Here is a 17,723-nt window from a genome sequence, read left to right as displayed (position 1 = left end):
GTTCGACATTTCGAAAGGTGTCCGCGATTCCGGAGGGGACCGTAGGTGGTAAGCGTTTTCTACGTCAATCCCCTTGCAGCCCCTGTGAATTGGCGGGGCCGCACTGCCCGCCAGCCGGAAAACGCTTGGACTCCACGGCCGCCGGCGCGGGACACTGCCGTGCACCCCGGGGGGAGTTGGGATGGAATCACCTGAATTACGCAAGGCCACACCGAGCAAGGGCTCGGTGATCCTCGCGCTTCGTTACTACGGACGGGAGTTGACCCGTCTGCGCCGGCTGACGCTGCCCACGATGCTGCTCACCGCGCTCGGCAACATCGGCCTCAACTACATTGCGCCGCTCATCGTCGCGAAGCTCGTCGCGAGCATCGCGGACGACTCCGCCATCGCCGTCGACTCGACACTGCCGTACGTCCTCGGCTTCGCCGGCGTCCTGCTGTTCTCGGAGGCGCTCTGGCGTGTCGCCCTGCACTGTCTGAACCGCCTCGACGCGCTCGGTATCGAGCACCTGTATGTGATCGGCATGGACGAGCTGTTCGCCAAGGACGCCGCGTTCTTCCACAACAACTACGCCGGATCGCTCACCAAGCGCGTGCTGAGCTTCGCCTCCCGCTTCGAGGCCTTCGTCGACACGCTGACCTTCCAGATCGTGGGCAGCCTCGTGCCGCTGACCTTCGGGTCGGTGGTGCTGTGGCGCTACGAACCGCTGCTCGTCGTAGGGCTGTTGGTGATGATCACGATCACGGCGGTGTGCGTGGTGCCCCTCATCCGCCGTCGCCAGGCGCTCGTCGCCCAGCGCGAGGAGGCGATCGCCCGGGTGTCCGGGCATGTCGCCGACAGCCTGATGAACATGGACACGGTCCGGGCGTTCGCCGCCGAGGAACGCGAGGCCGCCGAGCACCGCTCGCGCGTCGCGACCTCCCGCCGGCTCACCCTGCGCTCGTGGGACTACGGCAATCTGCGCATCGACACCCTCGTCGCGCCGATGTCCGTGCTGACCAACGCCCTGGGCCTGCTGCTCGCGGTCGCCCTGGGCGCAGGGCAGCACGGCGTGGAGGCGGTCGTCGTCGCCTTCGCGTACTACAGCAACGCGACCCGGATCATGTTCGAGTTCAACCAGATCTACCGGCGCATGGAGAACTCGATGACGGAGGCCGCGCAGTTCACCGAGCTGCTGCTGACGCCGCCGACCGTGCTCGACCCGCCGGCACCGGAGCCGCTGCTGTCCGGTGCCGCCGACGTCCGCTTCGAGCGGGTCACCTTCGCCCACGCCGGTGGCCGGCCCCTCTTCGACGGCCTCGACCTCACGGTGCCCAGCGGGACCAGGATCGGCCTCGTGGGCCGCTCCGGCGGCGGCAAGACCACGCTCACCCGGCTGCTGCTGCGGATGACGGACATCGACGGCGGCCGGATCCTGATCGGCGGCCAGGACGTCACCCGGCTGCGCCAGGCCGACCTGCGCAGCCTGATCGCGTACGTGCCGCAGGACCCGGCGATGTTCCACCGCACGCTGCGGGAGAACATCGCGTTCGCCCGGCCGGACGCCACCGAGGCGGAGATCCGCCGCGCGGCCGAGGCGGCGCATGTCACGGAGTTCGCCGACGGGCTGCGGGACGGCTTCGACACCATGGTCGGCGAGCGCGGCATCAAGCTCTCCGGCGGCCAACGCCAGCGGGTCGCCCTCGCCCGGGCCATCCTGCGCGACGCGCCGATCCTGCTGCTCGACGAGGCGACCAGCGCCCTGGACTCCGAGAGCGAGATCCTCGTCCAGGAGGCGCTGTGGCGGCTCATGGAAGGGCGTACGGCGCTCGTGGTGGCGCACCGGCTGAGCACGGTCGCCGGCATGGACCGGCTGGTCGTCCTGGACCGCGGACGGATCGTCGAGCAGGGCACCCACCAGGAACTCCTCGCCCAGGAGGGTGCCTACGCCAAGCTGTGGCAGCACCAGTCGGGCGGCTTCCTCGACGACGCGGCCGTGGACGAGCCGGAGGGCACGCCGGCGGACGCGAGGGCGGCTTCCTGAGCCGGCGCCTTCCCGCCCCCGGGGGTGTATCGATGCCCCGCCCCCGGGGTACGCGGACCCCGCGGTGTGGGAAGGACGTGACGACCATGACGCTGTTCCGTGACCGCAGGCAGGCCGGGCAGGAGCTGGCCGGGGAGCTGCGGAGCCGACAGGCGAAGGGCGAGCTGACGGACCCCGTCGTCCTGGCCCTGCCCCGAGGGGGCGTGACCGTGGCCCAGGAGGTGGCCCGGGCACTGGACGCCCCGCTGGACGTGCTCGTCGCACGCAAGATCGGCGCCCCCTTCCAGGAGGAACTCGGGGTCGGCGCGATCGCCGGGGACGACCCCCCGGTCTTCGACGACCGCACCCTCGGCCTGCTCGGCCTGAGCGCCGCGGAGCTGGCCCCGGTCGTCGACCGCGAGCGCGCGGAGCTGCACCGCCGTGAACAGCTCTACCGGCGCGGCCGCCCCGCCCTCGACCTGCGCGGACGCACCGTCGTCGTGGTCGACGACGGCCTGGCGACGGGAGCCACGGCGCGTGCCGCGCTGCGCTGGGTGCGCGGGCAGTCGCCGGCGAGCGTCCTGCTGGCCGTGCCGGTCTGCTCGCCCGAGGGCGCCGACCTGATGGGCCCGGAGGCCGACGCCGTCGTCTGTCTGCACCGGCCGCCCGACTTCATGGCCGTAGGCCTGTGGTACGACGACTTCGGACAGCTCACGGACAACGACGTCCTCGCGGCACTGCACTCGACCGCCGAGGGCTGACCCGCCCGCGGTGGTGAAAGCGGTTCCGACCCGCCCGTGATGGTAAAAGCAGGCATGACCATTTCTGCTGGGGCCGGTCCCCGATGACCGCCGGAATCGACACCCCCGACCGCCGCGGCCGCACCGGACTCGACCGGACCGGCCTGGACCTGACCGGCAACCCGCGCGTGAAGGTGCGGGACGTGAGACTGCTGTCCAGCCACTGGTACGTCGAGCGGACCACCACCTTCGACTTCCGGCACGCCGACGGCACCTGGAGCACCCAGGAGCGCGAGACCCACGACCGCGGCAACGGCGCCACGATGCTCCTGTACGACGCCGAGCGCGAAACGGTGCTGCTCACCCGCCAGTTCCGCTTCCCGATCTATGTCAACGGCCACCCCGACGGGATGCTCGTCGAGACCCCGGGAGGCCTCCTCGACGACGATGACGAGCACCCCGAGATCGCCGTACGCCGCGAGGTGGTGGAGGAGACCGGGCACACCATCGGCGAGGTCCGCCATGTCTTCGACGTCTATATGAGCCCCGGCTCGGTCACCGAGCGCGTGAGCTTCTACGCGGCCGAGTACGGTCCGTCCACCCACACCCACGAGGGCGGCGGTCTTGACGAGGAGGGCGAGGACATCGAGATCCTCGAACTGCCCTTCCGCAGCGCCCTGCAGATGATCCGCGCCGGGGAGATCGCCGACGCCAAGACCATCATGCTGCTCCAATGGGCGGCGCTGGAGGGGCCGTTCGCCAAGTAACCGGCCCGGCACTTGACTTGGAGAGCGCTTCAAGCTGAAGACTCCTTCTCGCACACCACGAACGGGAGGATCCGGCATGAAGTACCGCACGATCGGCACCGATCCGAAGGCCCGGCGCGAGGTCAGCGTCCTCGCGCTCGGCGCGATGCTGTTCGGCTCGCGCACGGACGAGGAGACGTCCTTCGCCGTACTCGACCGCTATGTCGAGGCCGGCGGGAACTTCGTCGACACGTCCGACAACTACGCCTTCTGGGAGGACGGCGGCCAGGGCGGCCAGAGCGAGGAACTGCTCGGCCGGTGGCGGCGCAGCCGGGGCATCGGCGACGAGATCGTCATCGCCACCAAGCTCGGCGCCCGCCCCCTGGCCCCGGGCACGGGCTATGTCGACAACCCGGAGGGACTGTCGGCGAAGGTGATCCGCGAGGCCGCCGAACGCAGCCGGGAACGGCTCGGCGTGGAGCGGATCGACCTGCTCTACGCGCACATCGAGGACCAGCGGGTGCCCCTGCGGGAGACGGTCGAGGGGTTCGCCGAGCTGGTCGCCGAGGGCACGGTCGGTCTGCTGGGCGTCAGCAACCACGCCATGTGGCGGGTGGAACGGGCCCGCGCCTTGGCCGCCGCGGCCGGACTGCCCGGCTACGAGGTCCTCCAGTACCAGCACAGCCATCTGCGCCCCCGCTTCGACATGCCGAGCGACCTCTTCCCCGACGGCAGCCTCGGCCACGCGGGCGCGGAACTGCTCGGCTATCTGCGCGAGGAGCCCGGCCTCACCCTGGTCGCCTACTCCCCGCTCCTCGCGGGCGCCTACACCCGGCAGGACAAGCCGCTGCCCCCGGACTACGACCACCCGGGCACCCCGGCCCGGCTGAAGGTGCTGCGGGAGGTCGCGCAGGAGGCCGACGCGACCGTCAACCAGGTCGTCCTGGCCTGGCAGATCGGGGGCGAGCTCCCGATCGTCCCGCTGGCCGGGGCGTCGTCGGTGGCGCAGCTGGAGGAGAACCTGGCCGCGGTGGATCTGGAGCTGACGGCAGAGCAGCGGGCGCGGCTGGACGCGGCGCACTGAGCGGGGCGTGCGCCCGTTTCCGCAGGTAGGGAGTAGCGCGCCGATGGCTTGACGGCCCGGGAATATCGTCGCAATATCGACATATACGGCGTAAGTATACGAGCTACGTGTGGAGGATCCGGAGGGCCGAGATGTCCCTGATGGCAAGCCGCAGGACTGTGCCCCGGACCGGGCGGCCGCATCCCTCGCACGGTTCCGGAATGGTGATCCTGGCCGTCTTGATGGGCGATGCGGTTGCCGCGGGGATCGTCTCCGTCGCTTTGGGCCCGCTAGGGGACGAGTGGGCGCTGGCGGCGGTGCTGCCCGGTGTCTGGCTCCTGTGCCTCGGTGCATGCGGTGCGTACGAGCCGCACCGCGTGCGCACCGGCACCGAGGAGTTCGGCCGGGTGTGGCGGGCCGCGGGGACGGCCGCCGCGGGGTCCGGCGCGGTGTGGTGGGCCGTCCAGGACGACGAGATGCTGCGCGATGCGTTGGTGGCGCTGCCGGTCACCGCCGCGCTGACACTCGCCCTGCGCTCGGGGGAGCGGCACTGGACACCTGTCGGGAGGGACCCGCGGTGGGTCCTCGTGGTGGGGCCCGCCCGGCGGGCCGTCGAGCTCATCTCGGTACTGCGTCGCAAGAGCGCGACGAACCTCCGGATCGTCGGCGCCTGCCTGACGGATCCCGCCCGTTCCGACGCGGTGACCGTGCTGGGCGTCCAGGTCTACGGGGGCCTGGACGCGTTGATGGACACAGTGCGGCGGACCCGCTGCGACGCGGTCGTCGTCGTACCGGGTCCCGAGGTCGGTGCCGCCGAAGTGCGGGAGCTGTCCTGGCAGTTGCGACGGGAGCGCGTGGCCCTGGTCCTGGCGCCGGTGCTCGCCGACGTGGTGCCCTCGCGGCTGGCGGTCTGGCCGGTCAACGGAGTACCGCTGCTGCACGTGCGCGGACCCACGCTCTCCAGAGCCCGGCGGATCCCCAAAGAGCTGACCGACCGGCTGCTCGCCGCACTTCTGCTCGTCCTGCTGTCCCCGTTGATGCTGGCCGTCGCGCTGACGATCCGGATCGACAGCCCCGGCCCCGCACTCTTCTGCCACCGTCGCATCGGGCTTGGCGGCCGTCCGTTCACCGTGCTGAAGTTCCGCACGATGTACCAGGACGCGGAGCGCCGCAAGGCCGAACTCGTCAGTCTCAACCAGTACGGCGACGGCCCGTTCTTCAAGATGACCGACGACCCGCGCGTCACCAGGGTGGGCACGGTCCTGCGGCGCTGCTCGCTGGACGAACTGCCCCAGCTGTTCAATGTCGTCGCGGGCCGGATGTCACTGGTGGGCCCGCGCCCGCTGCTGGCCGAGGAGATCATGGCACTCGGCACCGAAGGCCGCCGCCGGCTCCTGGTCAAGCCCGGGCTGAGCGGGCTGTGGCAGGTGAGCGGACGGTCCCGGCTGTCCGCCGAGGACCGGGCCCGGCTCGACATGAGCTACGTCGAGAACTGGACGCCCGCACTCGATGCCAAGATCCTCCTGCGGACACCGCCCGCAGTCGTGCGCGGATCCGGTGCTTACTGATGCCGCCCGCGACCGGTGCCCCCAGCACGGCCCGCGACGGACGCACGGTGCTGCACATCGCGCAGTCCAGCGAGGGCGGGGTGGCGAGTTTCGTGGCCGCGCTGTCCGCCGGGCAGCGGGCGAGGGGCGATCGCGTGGTCGTCGCCTGCCGGCCCGCCAGCCGGCTGTCACGGACGGCAGTGGCGAACGGAGCCGAGACGATCGCCTGGGAGGCGTCCGCGGCACCCGGCCCCGCCGTCGCGCGGGAGGTGGCGGCGGTGCGCCGCATCGTCGGCTCGGTCGGCCCGGACCTGGTGCATCTGCACAGCTCCAAGGCGGGTCTCGCCGGACGGCTCGCGCTGCGCGGATCGCTTCCCACGGTCTTCCAGCCGCACGCGTGGTCCTTCGACGCGGTCTCCGGAGCCCTGCGCTGGGCCACGGTGGAATGGGAGCGGCTCGGGAGCCGATGGGCCCACCAGCTGGTCTGCGTCAGCGAGGGCGAGCGGGCCGAGGGGCGGGCCGCCGGAGTCACGGCCCGCTACACGGTCGTACCGAACGGAGTCGATCTCGATCACTTCGCTGCGGCGGAGGCCTCCGCGCAGAGCCGGGCACGGACCCGGCTGGGTGTCGCGCCTGCCGCGCCGGTGGCCGTGTGTGTGGGCCGCCTGTGCCGACAGAAGGCGCAGGACGTGCTGCTGGAGGCGTGGCCGAGGATCACGGAGCGGGTGCCCGGGGCCCTGCTGGTGCTCGTGGGGGAGGGGCCCGACCGCACGGCGCTCGCGGCGGGGGCGCCCGCGACCGTCCGGTTCACCGGAGACGTCGACGATCCGCTCGACTGGTATCTCGCCGCGGACCTGCTGGTGCTGCCCTCACGCTGGGAGGGCATGGCCCTCGCCCCCCTCGAAGCCATGGCGTGCTCCTGCCCCGTCGTCGTCACCGACGTGCCGGGAGCGGCGGAATCCCTGCCCGCGCAGCAGCGGTCGGACGCCCTGGTGCCCCCGGAGAACCCGGGAGCGCTCGCGGAGTCCGTGGCCCGTCTCCTGGCGGACCGGGCCCGCTGCCGGGACCGGGGCGAGCAGGCCCATGACCATGTCTGCCGCCACCACAGCGTGCACCAGGTCGTCGAGCGCATGAGCGATGTGTACGACAGGGCCCGCGCCGCGTGGGCCGCGCAGGAGGGCGGTTGAGCGCCATGGAGCGGCGCAACGACCACCCCCGGCGCGTCCTCGTCATCGGCGAGCTGGACGGCTATGCCAACAGCCTGAAGCCGGTCGCGATCGAGCACTTCCTGCGCGAACGGGGACACGAAGTCCGGCTCGTCGACACCTACTCACTGAGCCGGGCGTCCAGCACGACAGGTTCCCTCCGGCGCAAACTGCCCGCCCCGCGCCCCAGGAAACTGGTCCTCTACGCGGTGGAGGCGGCGACGAAGGCGCTGACCGGGCGGTGGGGGTTCGGGCGGCGACGGCTCTCGTACCCCCTGCTGCTCGCCAACCACCGGATGCGACGCGCCATCCTCAAGTCGTCCCTGCCTCTCGACGACTTCGACCTCGTCATCTGCGAAACGCCCCACGACGCCGACGTGCTGACCGCCGGCACCACCGCCGAGACACTCTACGACTGCCCCACCCCCTGGGCGGACGAGTTGTTCTACGAGGAGCGGCTCACCGAGCGCCAGCACGCGAAGCTGAGGCGGCGGGAGAAGACGCTCTTCGAGCGGGTCGACCATCTCAGCTTCCACTGGGAGTCGTACGCCCGCTACGCCCGCGAGCGCTACGGCCTCGCCGGCGACAACGTGATGGTCATGAACTTCGGCTGTGCTCTCCCGGCCGAGCGGGCCCGATTCCGCACACCACCGCGAGTGGTCTATCTCGGCTCCCTGGGATCCCGGTTCATCGACCTCCCGCTGCTCGCCCGGCTGGCCCGCGTATACCCGTACATCGACGTCTACGGCGGACCGGCGCCGGATCCCGAACTGGGCCTGAACTACCTCGGCCACACCTCGCCGGACATCCTGAGCCGGTACCAACTGGGGCTGATCACCTGCACCGACGACCCGCTGCGGCGCTCGGGTTTCTCCGCGAAGCACCTGGACTACCTGGCCGCCGGACTTCCCGTCCTGGTGCCCGCGTGGCGTCGCCATCTGGAGAACCTGCGCGGATCCGTCGTCTACACCGAGCGGACCTTCGGCTCGGTGATCGCCACGCTGACCGACGAGCGGCGGTGGCGAGCACTCAGCGACGAGGCGTATGCCCAGGCGAGGCAGCTCACCTGGGACATCGCGCTTCGCCCGCTGGAAGACCTCCTCGAAGACATCCCGGTGCATCGACAAGCGTGGTGAAGGAGCGACATGGACCTCAGAGCGTATTTCCAGCTGTTCCTCCGGCACTGGGTCGCCCTTGTACTGCTGGCCGCTCTCGGCGCGGCGGGCGGCGCGGCCGTCGCCTGGCTGAAGGATCCGTCGTACGCGGCCAAGACCGAGATGATCGTGACGGTCGACAACCCGGGTACCGATCTCACCCAGGCCTACCAGGGGGCGCTGCTCGCCGAGGAGCGTGCCCAGTCCTACTCGACCCTGCTCACCAGTGAGCAGGTGCTCGAAGCGCTCATCGACGAGTTGGGCCTGCCCTACTCGGTCGAGACCCTCCGGTCGCAGATCACCGCGTCCAATCCGGCGAGCACGGCGATCATCAAGGTCACCGTCGAGGACGGGTCGGCTCAGCGGGCGACTGCGATCGCCGAGTCCATCGGGCCGGTGTTCGCCGATGTCGTGGTCGCCGCCGGCGGCACCGACAGCGCGACGGCCGGCGGCACCGAGGTCGGGGTCGAGGCGCTCCAGCCGGAGCGGGCACCGGCCCAACTGGTGCCGCAGCACAGGGCCCTGGACATCGTGCTGGGACTGGTCGTGGGCCTTGTCCTGGGCATCGCCTGGGCGGTGCTCCGTGAGATCACCGACCGGCGGGTGCACGACGCCGAGGACGTGGCCAGGGCGACGGACATCCCGGTGCTCGGCGTCGTTCCCCGTGCCGGAGACCTTCGCGAGCAGGCCCCGCCGCCGGACGCGCGGGCCTCGCTGCCGGTGGTCGAGGACTACAGGCTGGCCGCCGTCAGCCTTCGGTCGGCCGGCTTCGGCGGGGTCTACGCGGTGACGGCGCCGAGGGACGGCGAGGACATGGCCGCCACCGCCGTGGGCATCGCGATCGCCGTCGCGCAGGGCGGGGACTCGGTGATCCTGGTCGACGCCGATCTCCACGCGCCGCGCCTCGCCAGGGCGTTGGGGCTCCCGGGAGCGATGGGGCTCAAGGATGTGCTGAACGGCCGAGTCGCGCTCGACCGCGCCCTCCAATGCTGGCGCGAGGACCTGCCGCTGCGCGTACTCGCCGACGGCGGAGCGGACGACGGGGCCCCTGAAGCGGTGGTGCTTCAGGAACGGGCGCTCGACGATCTGTGCGAGGAGCTCGGACACCGTGCGGACGTCGTGATCCTCGCCGCGCCTCCCGTGCTGACGCGGGCCGATGCCGCCGTCGTCGCGCGCGTGGCCGGGCAGGCCGTGATCGTGGTCAGGGCGAAGGCGACCCGCGGCGACGAACTCGACGCGTCCGTCCAGGGTTTGCGGACGCACGGCGTCACCGTCGTGGGCGCGGTCCTCAGCGATCCCGCCCGCCGAAGCGGCCCCGACTGGTCCGCTCACCGGGAGCGCACACGCACCGATGCCCAGGACGGCCGGCAGACCGCGCCGCTGGTCACGCCGCTCGGCGCAGACCGTTCACCCGCCGAACCACGGGATGGAAGACACGGTGACCATCTGGCTTCGCCAACTCGGCGGTGATGGTGGCCGGTTCGATGGGCGGCCCGCCCAGGTTGAAGAACGGGTCGAGGTCCGGGTCGTTCCGGCGCCAGAACCCGGTGTCCGTCACCGGGTGGCCCAACAGCTGCGCGAACAGCGGCATCCGCAGCTCCTCGATGCACAGGTCCGGGGGGTCGGCGGCGGCGTAGTCCTCAAGAAAGGCCCTCGGGAAACACACGGCGCCGCCGATACAGGCGTGCGGGACGCCGTCGTAGTCAAAGCGGTCGCGCGCATACGCGAGCAACTCCGCCCACTGGCGTGCCTCCTCCGGTTCGCTGATCCAACGCCAGTCGTCGTCGACCTCGGAGAGCGGAACGGGGGCGGTGAGTCCCAGCGACTCCGGCGGCACGGACGCGTAGAGGCGGTCGAGCGGCTCGGTGAGCAGCAGATCCCACTGGACGACATGGGCGACGTCGAAGGTCTCGTACCGACCGACCTCGCGGAACCAGTCCAGAACGACCAGATCGCAGTTCTTCCAATTCCAGTACCCGGAATGGCGGGACGTGTACAGACTGTCGAACCCCACGAGCCGTTCACTCGTCAGCCGCAGCGCCCTTTGGCGGAGACCGGCAGGCGCGCCGAGAATTCCATGGACGGCGACTTTGGGGTTGAGCCGGCGCAGCATCTCGACGTTGGCTCTGCAAACCAGCGGACTGTGATGGAACTGGAAAACAACCACCCGCTCGATTGCCATGGCACCAGGCTAGCCCGAAGCGACAAGGGCCGCGACACGCATTACCATGGCTGGAAGAAAGGGGCGGACGATGGATGTCCCTATCGCGCCGAAGACGGATGTTCCTGTCGCGCCGAAATCGGGCACCGCATTCTACTCCGTCTCCGATCGGAGATTCTTTCCCGGCCTGGTCGCGCTGCTGAACTCACTGCGCCTCGTGGGCCACGACGAGCCGCTCTTCGTGGTGGATGCCGGCCTCACCCCCGGTCAGCGAGAACTCCTCGCCGACCACGTCGAGTTGCTCCCCGCCCCCGCCTCGGAACAGCACCCGGTCTTCCTCGCCCCGGCGGGCCCGGTGCAGCGCCCGGCCGAAGTCGCGATCCTGATCGACGCGGACATCATCGTCACCGGACATCTCTCCGAACTCGTCGAAGCGGCACGCGCGGGCCGGGTCGTGGGTTTCGTGAACGATCCGCCCAACGACGTCCGCTTCTATCCCGAGTGGGCTTCCGTTCTCGGCCTCGGACCGATGCGCCGACAGCCCTATCTCAACGCGGGTTTCGTCGCGTTCCCCGATGCGCTGAGCAGCCGGCTGCTGCCCGAATGGACCGAGGGACAGAACGCAATCGGCGTGGAAGGCACACGATACGGCCGGGGGTCTTTGGACGACCCCTTCTATTTCGCCGACCAGGACGTGCTCAACGCGCTGCTCGCCGCCCGGTTCGAATCCGCCGAACTGCTCTTCCTGGAGCACCGACTTGCCCCGCATCCGCCGTTTCCGGGGGTGAACCTCGTCGATGAACGGACCCTCGCCTGCCGATACGGCGACGGCGCCGAGCCGTACCTGCTGCACCACGTACTCGCGAAGCCCTGGCTGAAGGCGACGCCCAACACGGTGTACTCGGCACTGCTGAGCCGGCTGCTTCTGGCCCCGGATGTGACGCTCCGTCTGGATCCCGGGCAGCTGCCGCTCCGGCTGCGGCAGGGGTGGGCCGCCGCCGCCGACCGGCGCCGCGCGGGTACGACCGCCTTCGTCCGCGACAACGGCAGACGTCAACTGGGCAGATTCCGGATCCGTTCGCGTCTCGCCCGCCTGGGCATGCGGCATGCCGCACCATGAGGCAAGGCCGGACACCGACAACGGGCTCCAGGAGCAAGCCGACCTCACACGAGCCGAACTGGAGGACCGCGCGACGGCCGGTGTGATCGTCGTCGCCACCCGAGGCGCACTCATCATGCTCCTCGCGCTCGCAGGCAACATCGTCGTCGCCCGGCTGCTCGACCCACGGGACTTCGGCGTGGTCGCGATCGGCATGTCGTTCGTGCTCTTCGCCTCGATGCTGTCCCAGGGCGGCCTCGGGATCGGCCTCATCCGCCGGGCCGAGCCGCCGAGCGACGCCGAACTGGGCGCGCTGACCGCCCTGCAGACCACCGTGACGGGTGTGATGGTCGTGGCCGCCCTCGCCGTCGCGCCGGCCTTCGGCCGGGTCGGCTGGGTCACCGCGGTCATGATGACCTCGCTGCCGTTCGCCGCGCTTCAACTGCCGGGCCGGATCCTGCTGGAGCGGGCCCTGCTCTTTCGCCGCCTGGTGGTCGTGGAAGTGGCGGAAGTGGCCTTCTACCAGGCCTGGGCGGTCGGCACCGTGGTCGCCGGCTTCGGTGTCTGGGGGCTGGCCACCGCGACCGTCGTACGGGCCCTGGCCGGCGGGATCGCCATGGCCTGGGCCTGCCCCGAGGGCCTGGTACGGCCCCGGCCGTCCTTCCGTCTGATCAAGCCCCTGCTGGGGTTCGGCCTGCGCTTCCAAGCGGTCGACGCCACCCTGCTGGTGCGCGGCCAGGCGCTCAACGCCTCCGTCGCGGCGATCAGCGGCCTTTCGACGCTCGGGCTCTGGGTCCTCGCCCACCGGCTGATACAGGTCCCCGACCTGATCTTTCAGGCACTGTGGCGGGTCTCGTTCCCCACCATGTCCCGGCTGGTCTCGCAGAAGGAGAACGTGGTTCCCCTGGTGGAACGGGCCCTGGGCATCGCGGCGGTGGGCACGGGCTTCGTCCTCACCGGCCTCACCGCTGCCGCTCCCGGGCTGGTGCCCGGGGTGTTCGGGGAGCAGTGGACGGAGGCGACCACGATCATCCCGGGGGCGTGTCTCGCGCTGGCGATCGGCGGCTGCGTGTCGGTGGCCACGCAGGGGTACCTCTACGCGGTCGGGGATGCCACGGCAGTGCTGCGCGCGACCCTCGTGCAGACCGTCCTCTGGTTCGCGGTGACGCTGCCGCTGCTTCCCGTGATCGGCCCGGTTTCCATCGGGATCGGCTGGGGCGCGTCCGCGGTGGTGGAGGCGGTGGTCCTGGGCAGGGCGGCGACTCGGCGCATCCATGTGCGCCTGGTCCGCCCCCTGCTCGTCCCCGTCAGCGTGGGGATCTGCTCGGCCGCGGTGGGCTGGGTGATCGCGCTCCGGGAAGGTGCCGACCTGTGGTCGGGGCTCCTGGGCGGCGGATGCGCCGTGTTCCTGTTCGTCGTCGGCATGGCCGCGCTGGACCGGCAACTGCTCCTGGAAACATGGCGTTTCGCCGCCGCCTCGGCGCGCGCCGCCGCCCGACGTCAGCACCGCAGGTGAGGTTCCTCCGCGTCACAGGCGCGGGCCAGCGCGGTGACCAGTCCGATCGACAGGTAGAAGATCAGCCGCAGGTCGGTGCCCTCGAAGCTCGATTCGGTGACGAAGATCAGCAGTTGGGCGAGCAGGGCGAAACCGATGGCCCGGTTGATTCCCCCGAGCTGCCACCGGGAGAAGAAGAAGAGCGCCACGCCCACCAGCGACAGGGAGACCAGCAACCCCAGTGGCAGGCCGAAATACACCACCTGCTGGAGATAGGTGTTGTGGACGCCTATGGCCAGATAGGGATCGTGGTCGGGTGTCACACCGCCGCCGTAGCCGAGGAGGGGGCGCTCGGCGACCTTTGCCATCGCCTTCTCCGCGAGTTCCGAGCGGATGAAAATGTTGGATCCGCTGAACCTGTCGCCGAAGAACTCACGTGTATAGGGATTGAACCGCTGGAGCAGCGCCACGCCCGCGACGGCGACCGCCAGCGCCGTGACCGTCTTGCCCAGCGTCCGGCTTTCGATGCGGTGATTGCGGACGACATTCCCCAGTGCCGCAAGCAGCGCCATGACGAGCAGGGCGAGCGTGACGCCCCGCGACAGAGTGAGCGTCACGGCGATGAGCGTGATGAATCCCGCCCTGGTGAAGCGGCGGTCGTGGTGCTTGTGTCCCCAGTAGAGAAGTACGGGAACGAAGAACGCCAGCACGGTTGCCAGATTGTTCGACCTGCCGAGTACCGGATGCGAGAGGCGGCTGTAGTAGGACAGGTAGTCGCCCGACGTGGGGTCGAGACCCGGTTGTGCCGGAGCGAATCCGGGGGTGTGCAGCAGCAGGAGCACCGCCGGGACGATGACCAGATAGCTGTACCGCTTGATATAGGTCATCACCCGGCTCGGCGACACCCCGTCCAGCTCCCGCAGCACGAAGAGATAGGCGACGATCCCCTCCAGGTAGACGAGCGTGGCGCGCAGCGTGGCTGCCGTGTCCTGGGACCACATCAGCGACAGGCAGCACACCAGCAGGGGAACGCACAGCAGGGCGAACAGCCGCGGGTAGCCGATGTTCAACGGCCGTACGGCGCAGTCGAGGGCGAGCGTCACCGCCGCGACGAGGAGAAGGAGATCCAGTACGGACAGCGAGCGAATGACGGAGTTGGGGCTTATGGCGCGGATCGGCATCGCGGCGGCGAGCAGCACCAGCATGAGAATGATGCGGTGCCTGCCGGCCGTGAGCCTCGGCTTCAGCGGCGTTCGCGGCGGCGCGACGGCGGCTCGTTCCCTGCGTCCAACCGGCCGGAGTCCGGGCCGGGCTTGAGGCCGGGCGGTCATGACGATCCGGCTCTCGACGAGGTCCGGGCACGGCGCTGCCGGGGCCTGCGGGTCTGCGCGCCTCGGTAGTACGCGACGATTTCCTCGGGCGACATGTCACGGTCCCTCTTGCGGCCCAGGAAGTAGAACGCCGACGCATTGTCGGCCTGTTGGCGCGGCGGGACGAGCGTGTCCAGAAGGCGCAGCCAGAAGAACGCGGCGCGGGCCAGCCGGCCGGCGGTCGTGGAGCGAGTCAGCCCTCGGACGAGGTAGTCGACGCTCCAGAGCAGTTGGGTACCGGGCCCCGCGACCGATCCGGCGTCGAGCTCCTCGAACCGCCGGAAGAGATAGCGGTGGCCGCTCGCCGTGAAACGGAGGAAGTCGTAGGCCCCGGCGTGCACTTGCTGCAGGAACGGGGTCTCGGCGTAGACGAGTCCGCCGTCCTTGAGTACGCGGTGGATCTCCGCGACGACCCGGCCGGGGTCGAGCACATGCTCCAGGACCGCCTGGACCAGCACGGCGTCCGCGCTTTTGTCGGCCAGCGGGATCTGGTGGGCGTCCGCCACGAACTGGGTGTGCGGGCTGCCGACGATGTCGAAGCCGACCACCTGTACGCGCGGATCGGCGTACGCGGAGGTCACGCCGTTGCCGATGGTCCCGCCGCCCACGACGAGCAGCAGGGGGGAGCGGCCCGGCAGCAGCCCCAGCAGCCGGTCGACATTGCGCGCCGCCACCCGGTTGAGCGGTCTCCACACCCCGCGCAGTGCGGTCGGCAGCCGTTCTATCGCGGGAGCGGGAATGTCGCCGCGCAGCACGGTACCGGCGCGCTCCGTCGCCAGGACCAGTTCGTCACGGCGCAGGATGCTGCGCTCGAAGTCGACGAGCAGGGGCCAGCTCCCCACCACGGGAAAGGCGTCAGGGGAGTGGCACGGACAGGCGAGAGACGCGCATCGCAGCATGCCGGCCTCGTTCGCCAGAGGTGATCGACAACGCGGACATCTCAGAAACGGGCTGATGCGATCCAAAGTCGCCAGGGCCATTTCGCGCTCCCGGGGTGACTGCTTGTGCCGCAGTGCCGTCGCGGTGCCGACTTGCCTTCGGTCCCACGATCGACGACGCTGTCAGTATACGTCGTAAACATGGTTCGCACTCCTGTGGAGCGAGTCCCATGAGCCGCTACCTGGACCGCTGCGCCGTCACCCCCTACGGCCGGATCTGCGGGAGCTCGCGCGCCCGTGTCTTCGAATGGCTGGACCGCACGGGCATGACCTTCACCGTCAGCAGCTATCTCTCGCTCCACGACGCCAGGCCCTCGCGGCTGGCCCGGCGCCCGGTGTCCCTCCTGTGCGCGGAGCTGCGCCTGCGGGAGATCGCGGCGGGCCGGTCGCGACGGCTGCTGCTGCACCGCGAGGCATCACCGCTCAGCCGGGGGTGGTGGGAGCGGGAACTGCTCACCCGATCCGAGTTCGCCGTCTACGACTTCGACGACGCCCTGCAGTGGGATCACGGCGCCGGAGGGTGGGTGCGGCGGCTGGCACCGAAGGCGGAGAAGGTGCGGATCGCCATGCGCTACGCGGACCGGGTGATCGCCGGGAACGCCGTCCTGGCGGACTGGGCCTCCCAGCACCACCGCGACGTCGTCGTGATCCCGAGCTGCGTCGAACCGGACGACTACACCCTGAAGCCCTCGTACACCCTGCACGACCCGCCTCGGCTGGGCTGGGTCGGTACACCGAACAACGAGGTGTATCTGCTCCTGATCGCCGACGCGTTGACCGAGGTGCACCGTCGGACCGGCGCCCGGCTGACGCTCGTCGGCACCAGTGATCCCCGCCTCGGCCCCCTGGAGACCATCATCGACCGGGTCGCGTGGACGCCCGAGCGCCAGCGGACCGCTCTCGCCGGCATCGACATCGGACTCATGCCGCTGCCGGACGCCTCCTACAGTCTCGGCAAGTGCGGCTACAAGCTCCTGCAGTACGGCGCCGCGGGCGCACCGGCCGTGGCCAGTCCGCTCGGGGTGAACGCCGAGATCCTGTCGCTGTTCGGGATGCCCGCGGCGCGCACCACGGCCGACTGGGTCGAGGCGATCACCGGCCTGCTGGACGGCTCGGCGGCCAGCCGCGAGCGGCTCGGGCGCCGGGCCCGTGAAGCGGTGTGCCGGCGGTACTCCTACGACGCGTGGCTCTCCCGGTGGGAGGCGGCGGTCGAACCCGGGCCGGTGGCGCGATGACCGGGTACGGTCGGCGGCCACCGGCGGTCGACATCGTCATCGTCAACTGGAACACCGGCGACTATCTGCGCGAGTGCCTGCGCTCGATCGCCCGCACCGACCGGTCCGGGCTGTCCGTCGGCCAGGTCGTGGTCGTGGACAACGCCTCCCACGACGACTCCGCCCGCGCCCTGGACCTTCCCGGACTCCGGCTACGAGTGATCAGGAACGGCCGCAACCGGGGCTTCGCCGCCGCCTGCAACCAAGGCGCGCTGCTCTGCGACGCGGACTACCTCCTCTTCCTCAACCCGGACACCAGGCTGTACCCGGACACCCTGAGCGCTGCCGGCGAATTCCTGCGGACCGAGGCGGCACGGAGGGCCGGTATCTGCGGCGCCCGGATCGTGGACGCCGAGGGCCGTACCGCCATCTCCTGCTCGCGGTTCCCCACCCTGCGCGTCGTCGTCGGCGGCATGACCGGCCTCTACCGGCACTTCCCCGCCCTGTTCCCGCCCCACCACCTGCGAGCCGAGGACATCTCCTCCACCAGATCCGTCGACCAGGTCATAGGCGCCTTCTATCTCGTGCGCCTGCCGTTGTTCGTCGAGCTCGGGGGCTTCGACGAGCGCTTCTTCCTTTACTTCGAAGAAGTGGACTTCGCCCTGCGGGCCGGTCGGCGCGGCTGGGCGTCGTACTTTCTCGCGGATGCGCGCGTCTACCACGCCGAACATGTCAGCTCCGACAAAACGGGCGGCCGGGGCCTCGGCCACCTGCTGTGCAGTCGGACCCTCTACGCGTTCCGGTACTGGCCGCGGCGCGACGCCCGGCTCCTCGTGGCCCTGACTTTCCTGATCGAGCTGCCCGGCCGACTCGCCAGGGGAGGGCTGCGCCGCAGACGGTCGGAGATCAGGGAGACGGCGGTGGCGTACCGGGAGTTCGTCCGCTGGCTGCTGCGCGATCTGCATCGTATGCTTACGATGTAAACGTGC

The 17,723-nt window shown here is 70.5% G+C and carries 15 protein-coding genes; 12 read left to right on the top strand and 3 right to left on the bottom strand.

Going from position 1 to position 17,723, the window contains the following annotated elements:
- Window positions 1-181: 181 nt before the first annotated feature.
- From AB0Q90_RS04920 to AB0Q90_RS04885, 8 genes are all read left to right on the top strand, one after another.
- The gene (locus tag AB0Q90_RS04920; RefSeq protein WP_363159032.1) at window positions 182-2,023 is read left to right on the top strand and encodes an ABC transporter ATP-binding protein; all 1,842 of its coding nucleotides are present in this window, start codon (window positions 182-184) and stop codon (window positions 2,021-2,023) included.
- Between the two features lie 86 nt (window positions 2,024-2,109).
- Entirely contained in the window at window positions 2,110-2,763 is a 654-nt protein-coding gene (locus AB0Q90_RS04915; protein ID WP_363159031.1) for a phosphoribosyltransferase, read from the top strand.
- Window positions 2,764-2,846: 83 nt separating this feature from the next.
- On the top strand, window positions 2,847-3,509 hold the full coding sequence (locus tag AB0Q90_RS04910) for an NUDIX domain-containing protein (RefSeq protein WP_363159030.1): 663 nt from the start codon (window positions 2,847-2,849) through the stop codon (window positions 3,507-3,509).
- Between the two features lie 76 nt (window positions 3,510-3,585).
- The gene (locus AB0Q90_RS04905; RefSeq protein ID WP_363159029.1) at window positions 3,586-4,572 is read left to right on the top strand and encodes an aldo/keto reductase; all 987 of its coding nucleotides are present in this window, start codon (window positions 3,586-3,588) and stop codon (window positions 4,570-4,572) included.
- Window positions 4,573-4,772: 200 nt separating this feature from the next.
- Window positions 4,773-6,119 (top strand): sugar transferase, encoded by a 1,347-nt coding sequence (locus AB0Q90_RS04900; protein WP_363159028.1) that lies wholly within the window; start codon window positions 4,773-4,775, stop codon window positions 6,117-6,119.
- A complete protein-coding gene (locus AB0Q90_RS04895; RefSeq protein WP_363159027.1) occupies window positions 6,119-7,285 on the top strand; it encodes a glycosyltransferase in 1,167 nt (388 codons plus the stop codon). The genes AB0Q90_RS04900 and AB0Q90_RS04895 overlap by 1 nt, the downstream gene beginning before the upstream one ends.
- Window positions 7,282-8,439 (top strand): hypothetical protein, encoded by a 1,158-nt coding sequence (locus AB0Q90_RS04890; RefSeq protein WP_363159026.1) that lies wholly within the window; start codon window positions 7,282-7,284, stop codon window positions 8,437-8,439. Before AB0Q90_RS04895 ends, AB0Q90_RS04890 begins: the two co-directional genes overlap by 4 nt.
- Window positions 8,440-8,448: 9 nt before the next feature.
- Window positions 8,449-9,927, top strand: a complete 1,479-nt coding sequence (locus AB0Q90_RS04885) for a Wzz/FepE/Etk N-terminal domain-containing protein (protein ID WP_363159025.1) — start codon at window positions 8,449-8,451, stop codon at window positions 9,925-9,927.
- Here the strand turns inward: AB0Q90_RS04885 and AB0Q90_RS04880 are convergent.
- Entirely contained in the window at window positions 9,842-10,639 is a 798-nt protein-coding gene (locus AB0Q90_RS04880; protein WP_363159024.1) for a hypothetical protein, read from the bottom strand. The genes AB0Q90_RS04885 and AB0Q90_RS04880 overlap by 86 nt on opposite strands.
- A 70-nt stretch (window positions 10,640-10,709) precedes the next feature.
- On the opposite strand from AB0Q90_RS04880, the gene AB0Q90_RS04875 reads away from it, so the two are divergent.
- Both AB0Q90_RS04875 and AB0Q90_RS04870 read left to right on the top strand, forming a co-directional pair.
- Complete coding sequence (locus AB0Q90_RS04875) at window positions 10,710-11,738, top strand: hypothetical protein (RefSeq protein ID WP_363159023.1); 1,029 nt, start codon at window positions 10,710-10,712, stop codon at window positions 11,736-11,738.
- The gene (locus AB0Q90_RS04870) at window positions 11,725-13,233 is read left to right on the top strand and encodes an oligosaccharide flippase family protein (RefSeq protein ID WP_363159022.1); all 1,509 of its coding nucleotides are present in this window, start codon (window positions 11,725-11,727) and stop codon (window positions 13,231-13,233) included. Before AB0Q90_RS04875 ends, AB0Q90_RS04870 begins: the two co-directional genes overlap by 14 nt.
- On the opposite strand, the gene AB0Q90_RS04865 is transcribed toward AB0Q90_RS04870, so the two are convergent.
- Window positions 13,218-14,417 (bottom strand): O-antigen ligase family protein, encoded by a 1,200-nt coding sequence (locus tag AB0Q90_RS04865; protein WP_363159021.1) that lies wholly within the window; start codon window positions 14,415-14,417, stop codon window positions 13,218-13,220. The genes AB0Q90_RS04870 and AB0Q90_RS04865 overlap by 16 nt on opposite strands.
- A gap of 122 nt (window positions 14,418-14,539) precedes the next feature.
- A complete protein-coding gene (locus tag AB0Q90_RS04860; protein ID WP_363159020.1) occupies window positions 14,540-15,424 on the bottom strand; it encodes a class I SAM-dependent methyltransferase in 885 nt (294 codons plus the stop codon).
- Between the two features lie 266 nt (window positions 15,425-15,690).
- On the opposite strand from AB0Q90_RS04860, the gene AB0Q90_RS04855 reads away from it, so the two are divergent.
- Both AB0Q90_RS04855 and AB0Q90_RS04850 read left to right on the top strand, forming a co-directional pair.
- Window positions 15,691-16,755: a glycosyltransferase gene (locus tag AB0Q90_RS04855; RefSeq protein ID WP_363159019.1), complete on the top strand. Its 1,065-nt coding sequence runs from the start codon at window positions 15,691-15,693 to the stop codon at window positions 16,753-16,755.
- Window positions 16,752-17,717, top strand: a complete 966-nt coding sequence (locus AB0Q90_RS04850) for a glycosyltransferase family 2 protein (protein WP_363159018.1) — start codon at window positions 16,752-16,754, stop codon at window positions 17,715-17,717. Before AB0Q90_RS04855 ends, AB0Q90_RS04850 begins: the two co-directional genes overlap by 4 nt.
- Window positions 17,718-17,723: the final 6 nt, after the last annotated feature.

This window comes from Streptomyces sp. NPDC079141, from assembly GCF_040686775.1.
Taxonomy (GTDB): domain Bacteria; phylum Actinomycetota; class Actinomycetes; order Streptomycetales; family Streptomycetaceae; genus Streptomyces.
The sequence above is the reverse complement of the archived record's forward strand: the minus strand, read 5'-3'. Positions and strand labels throughout refer to the sequence as shown.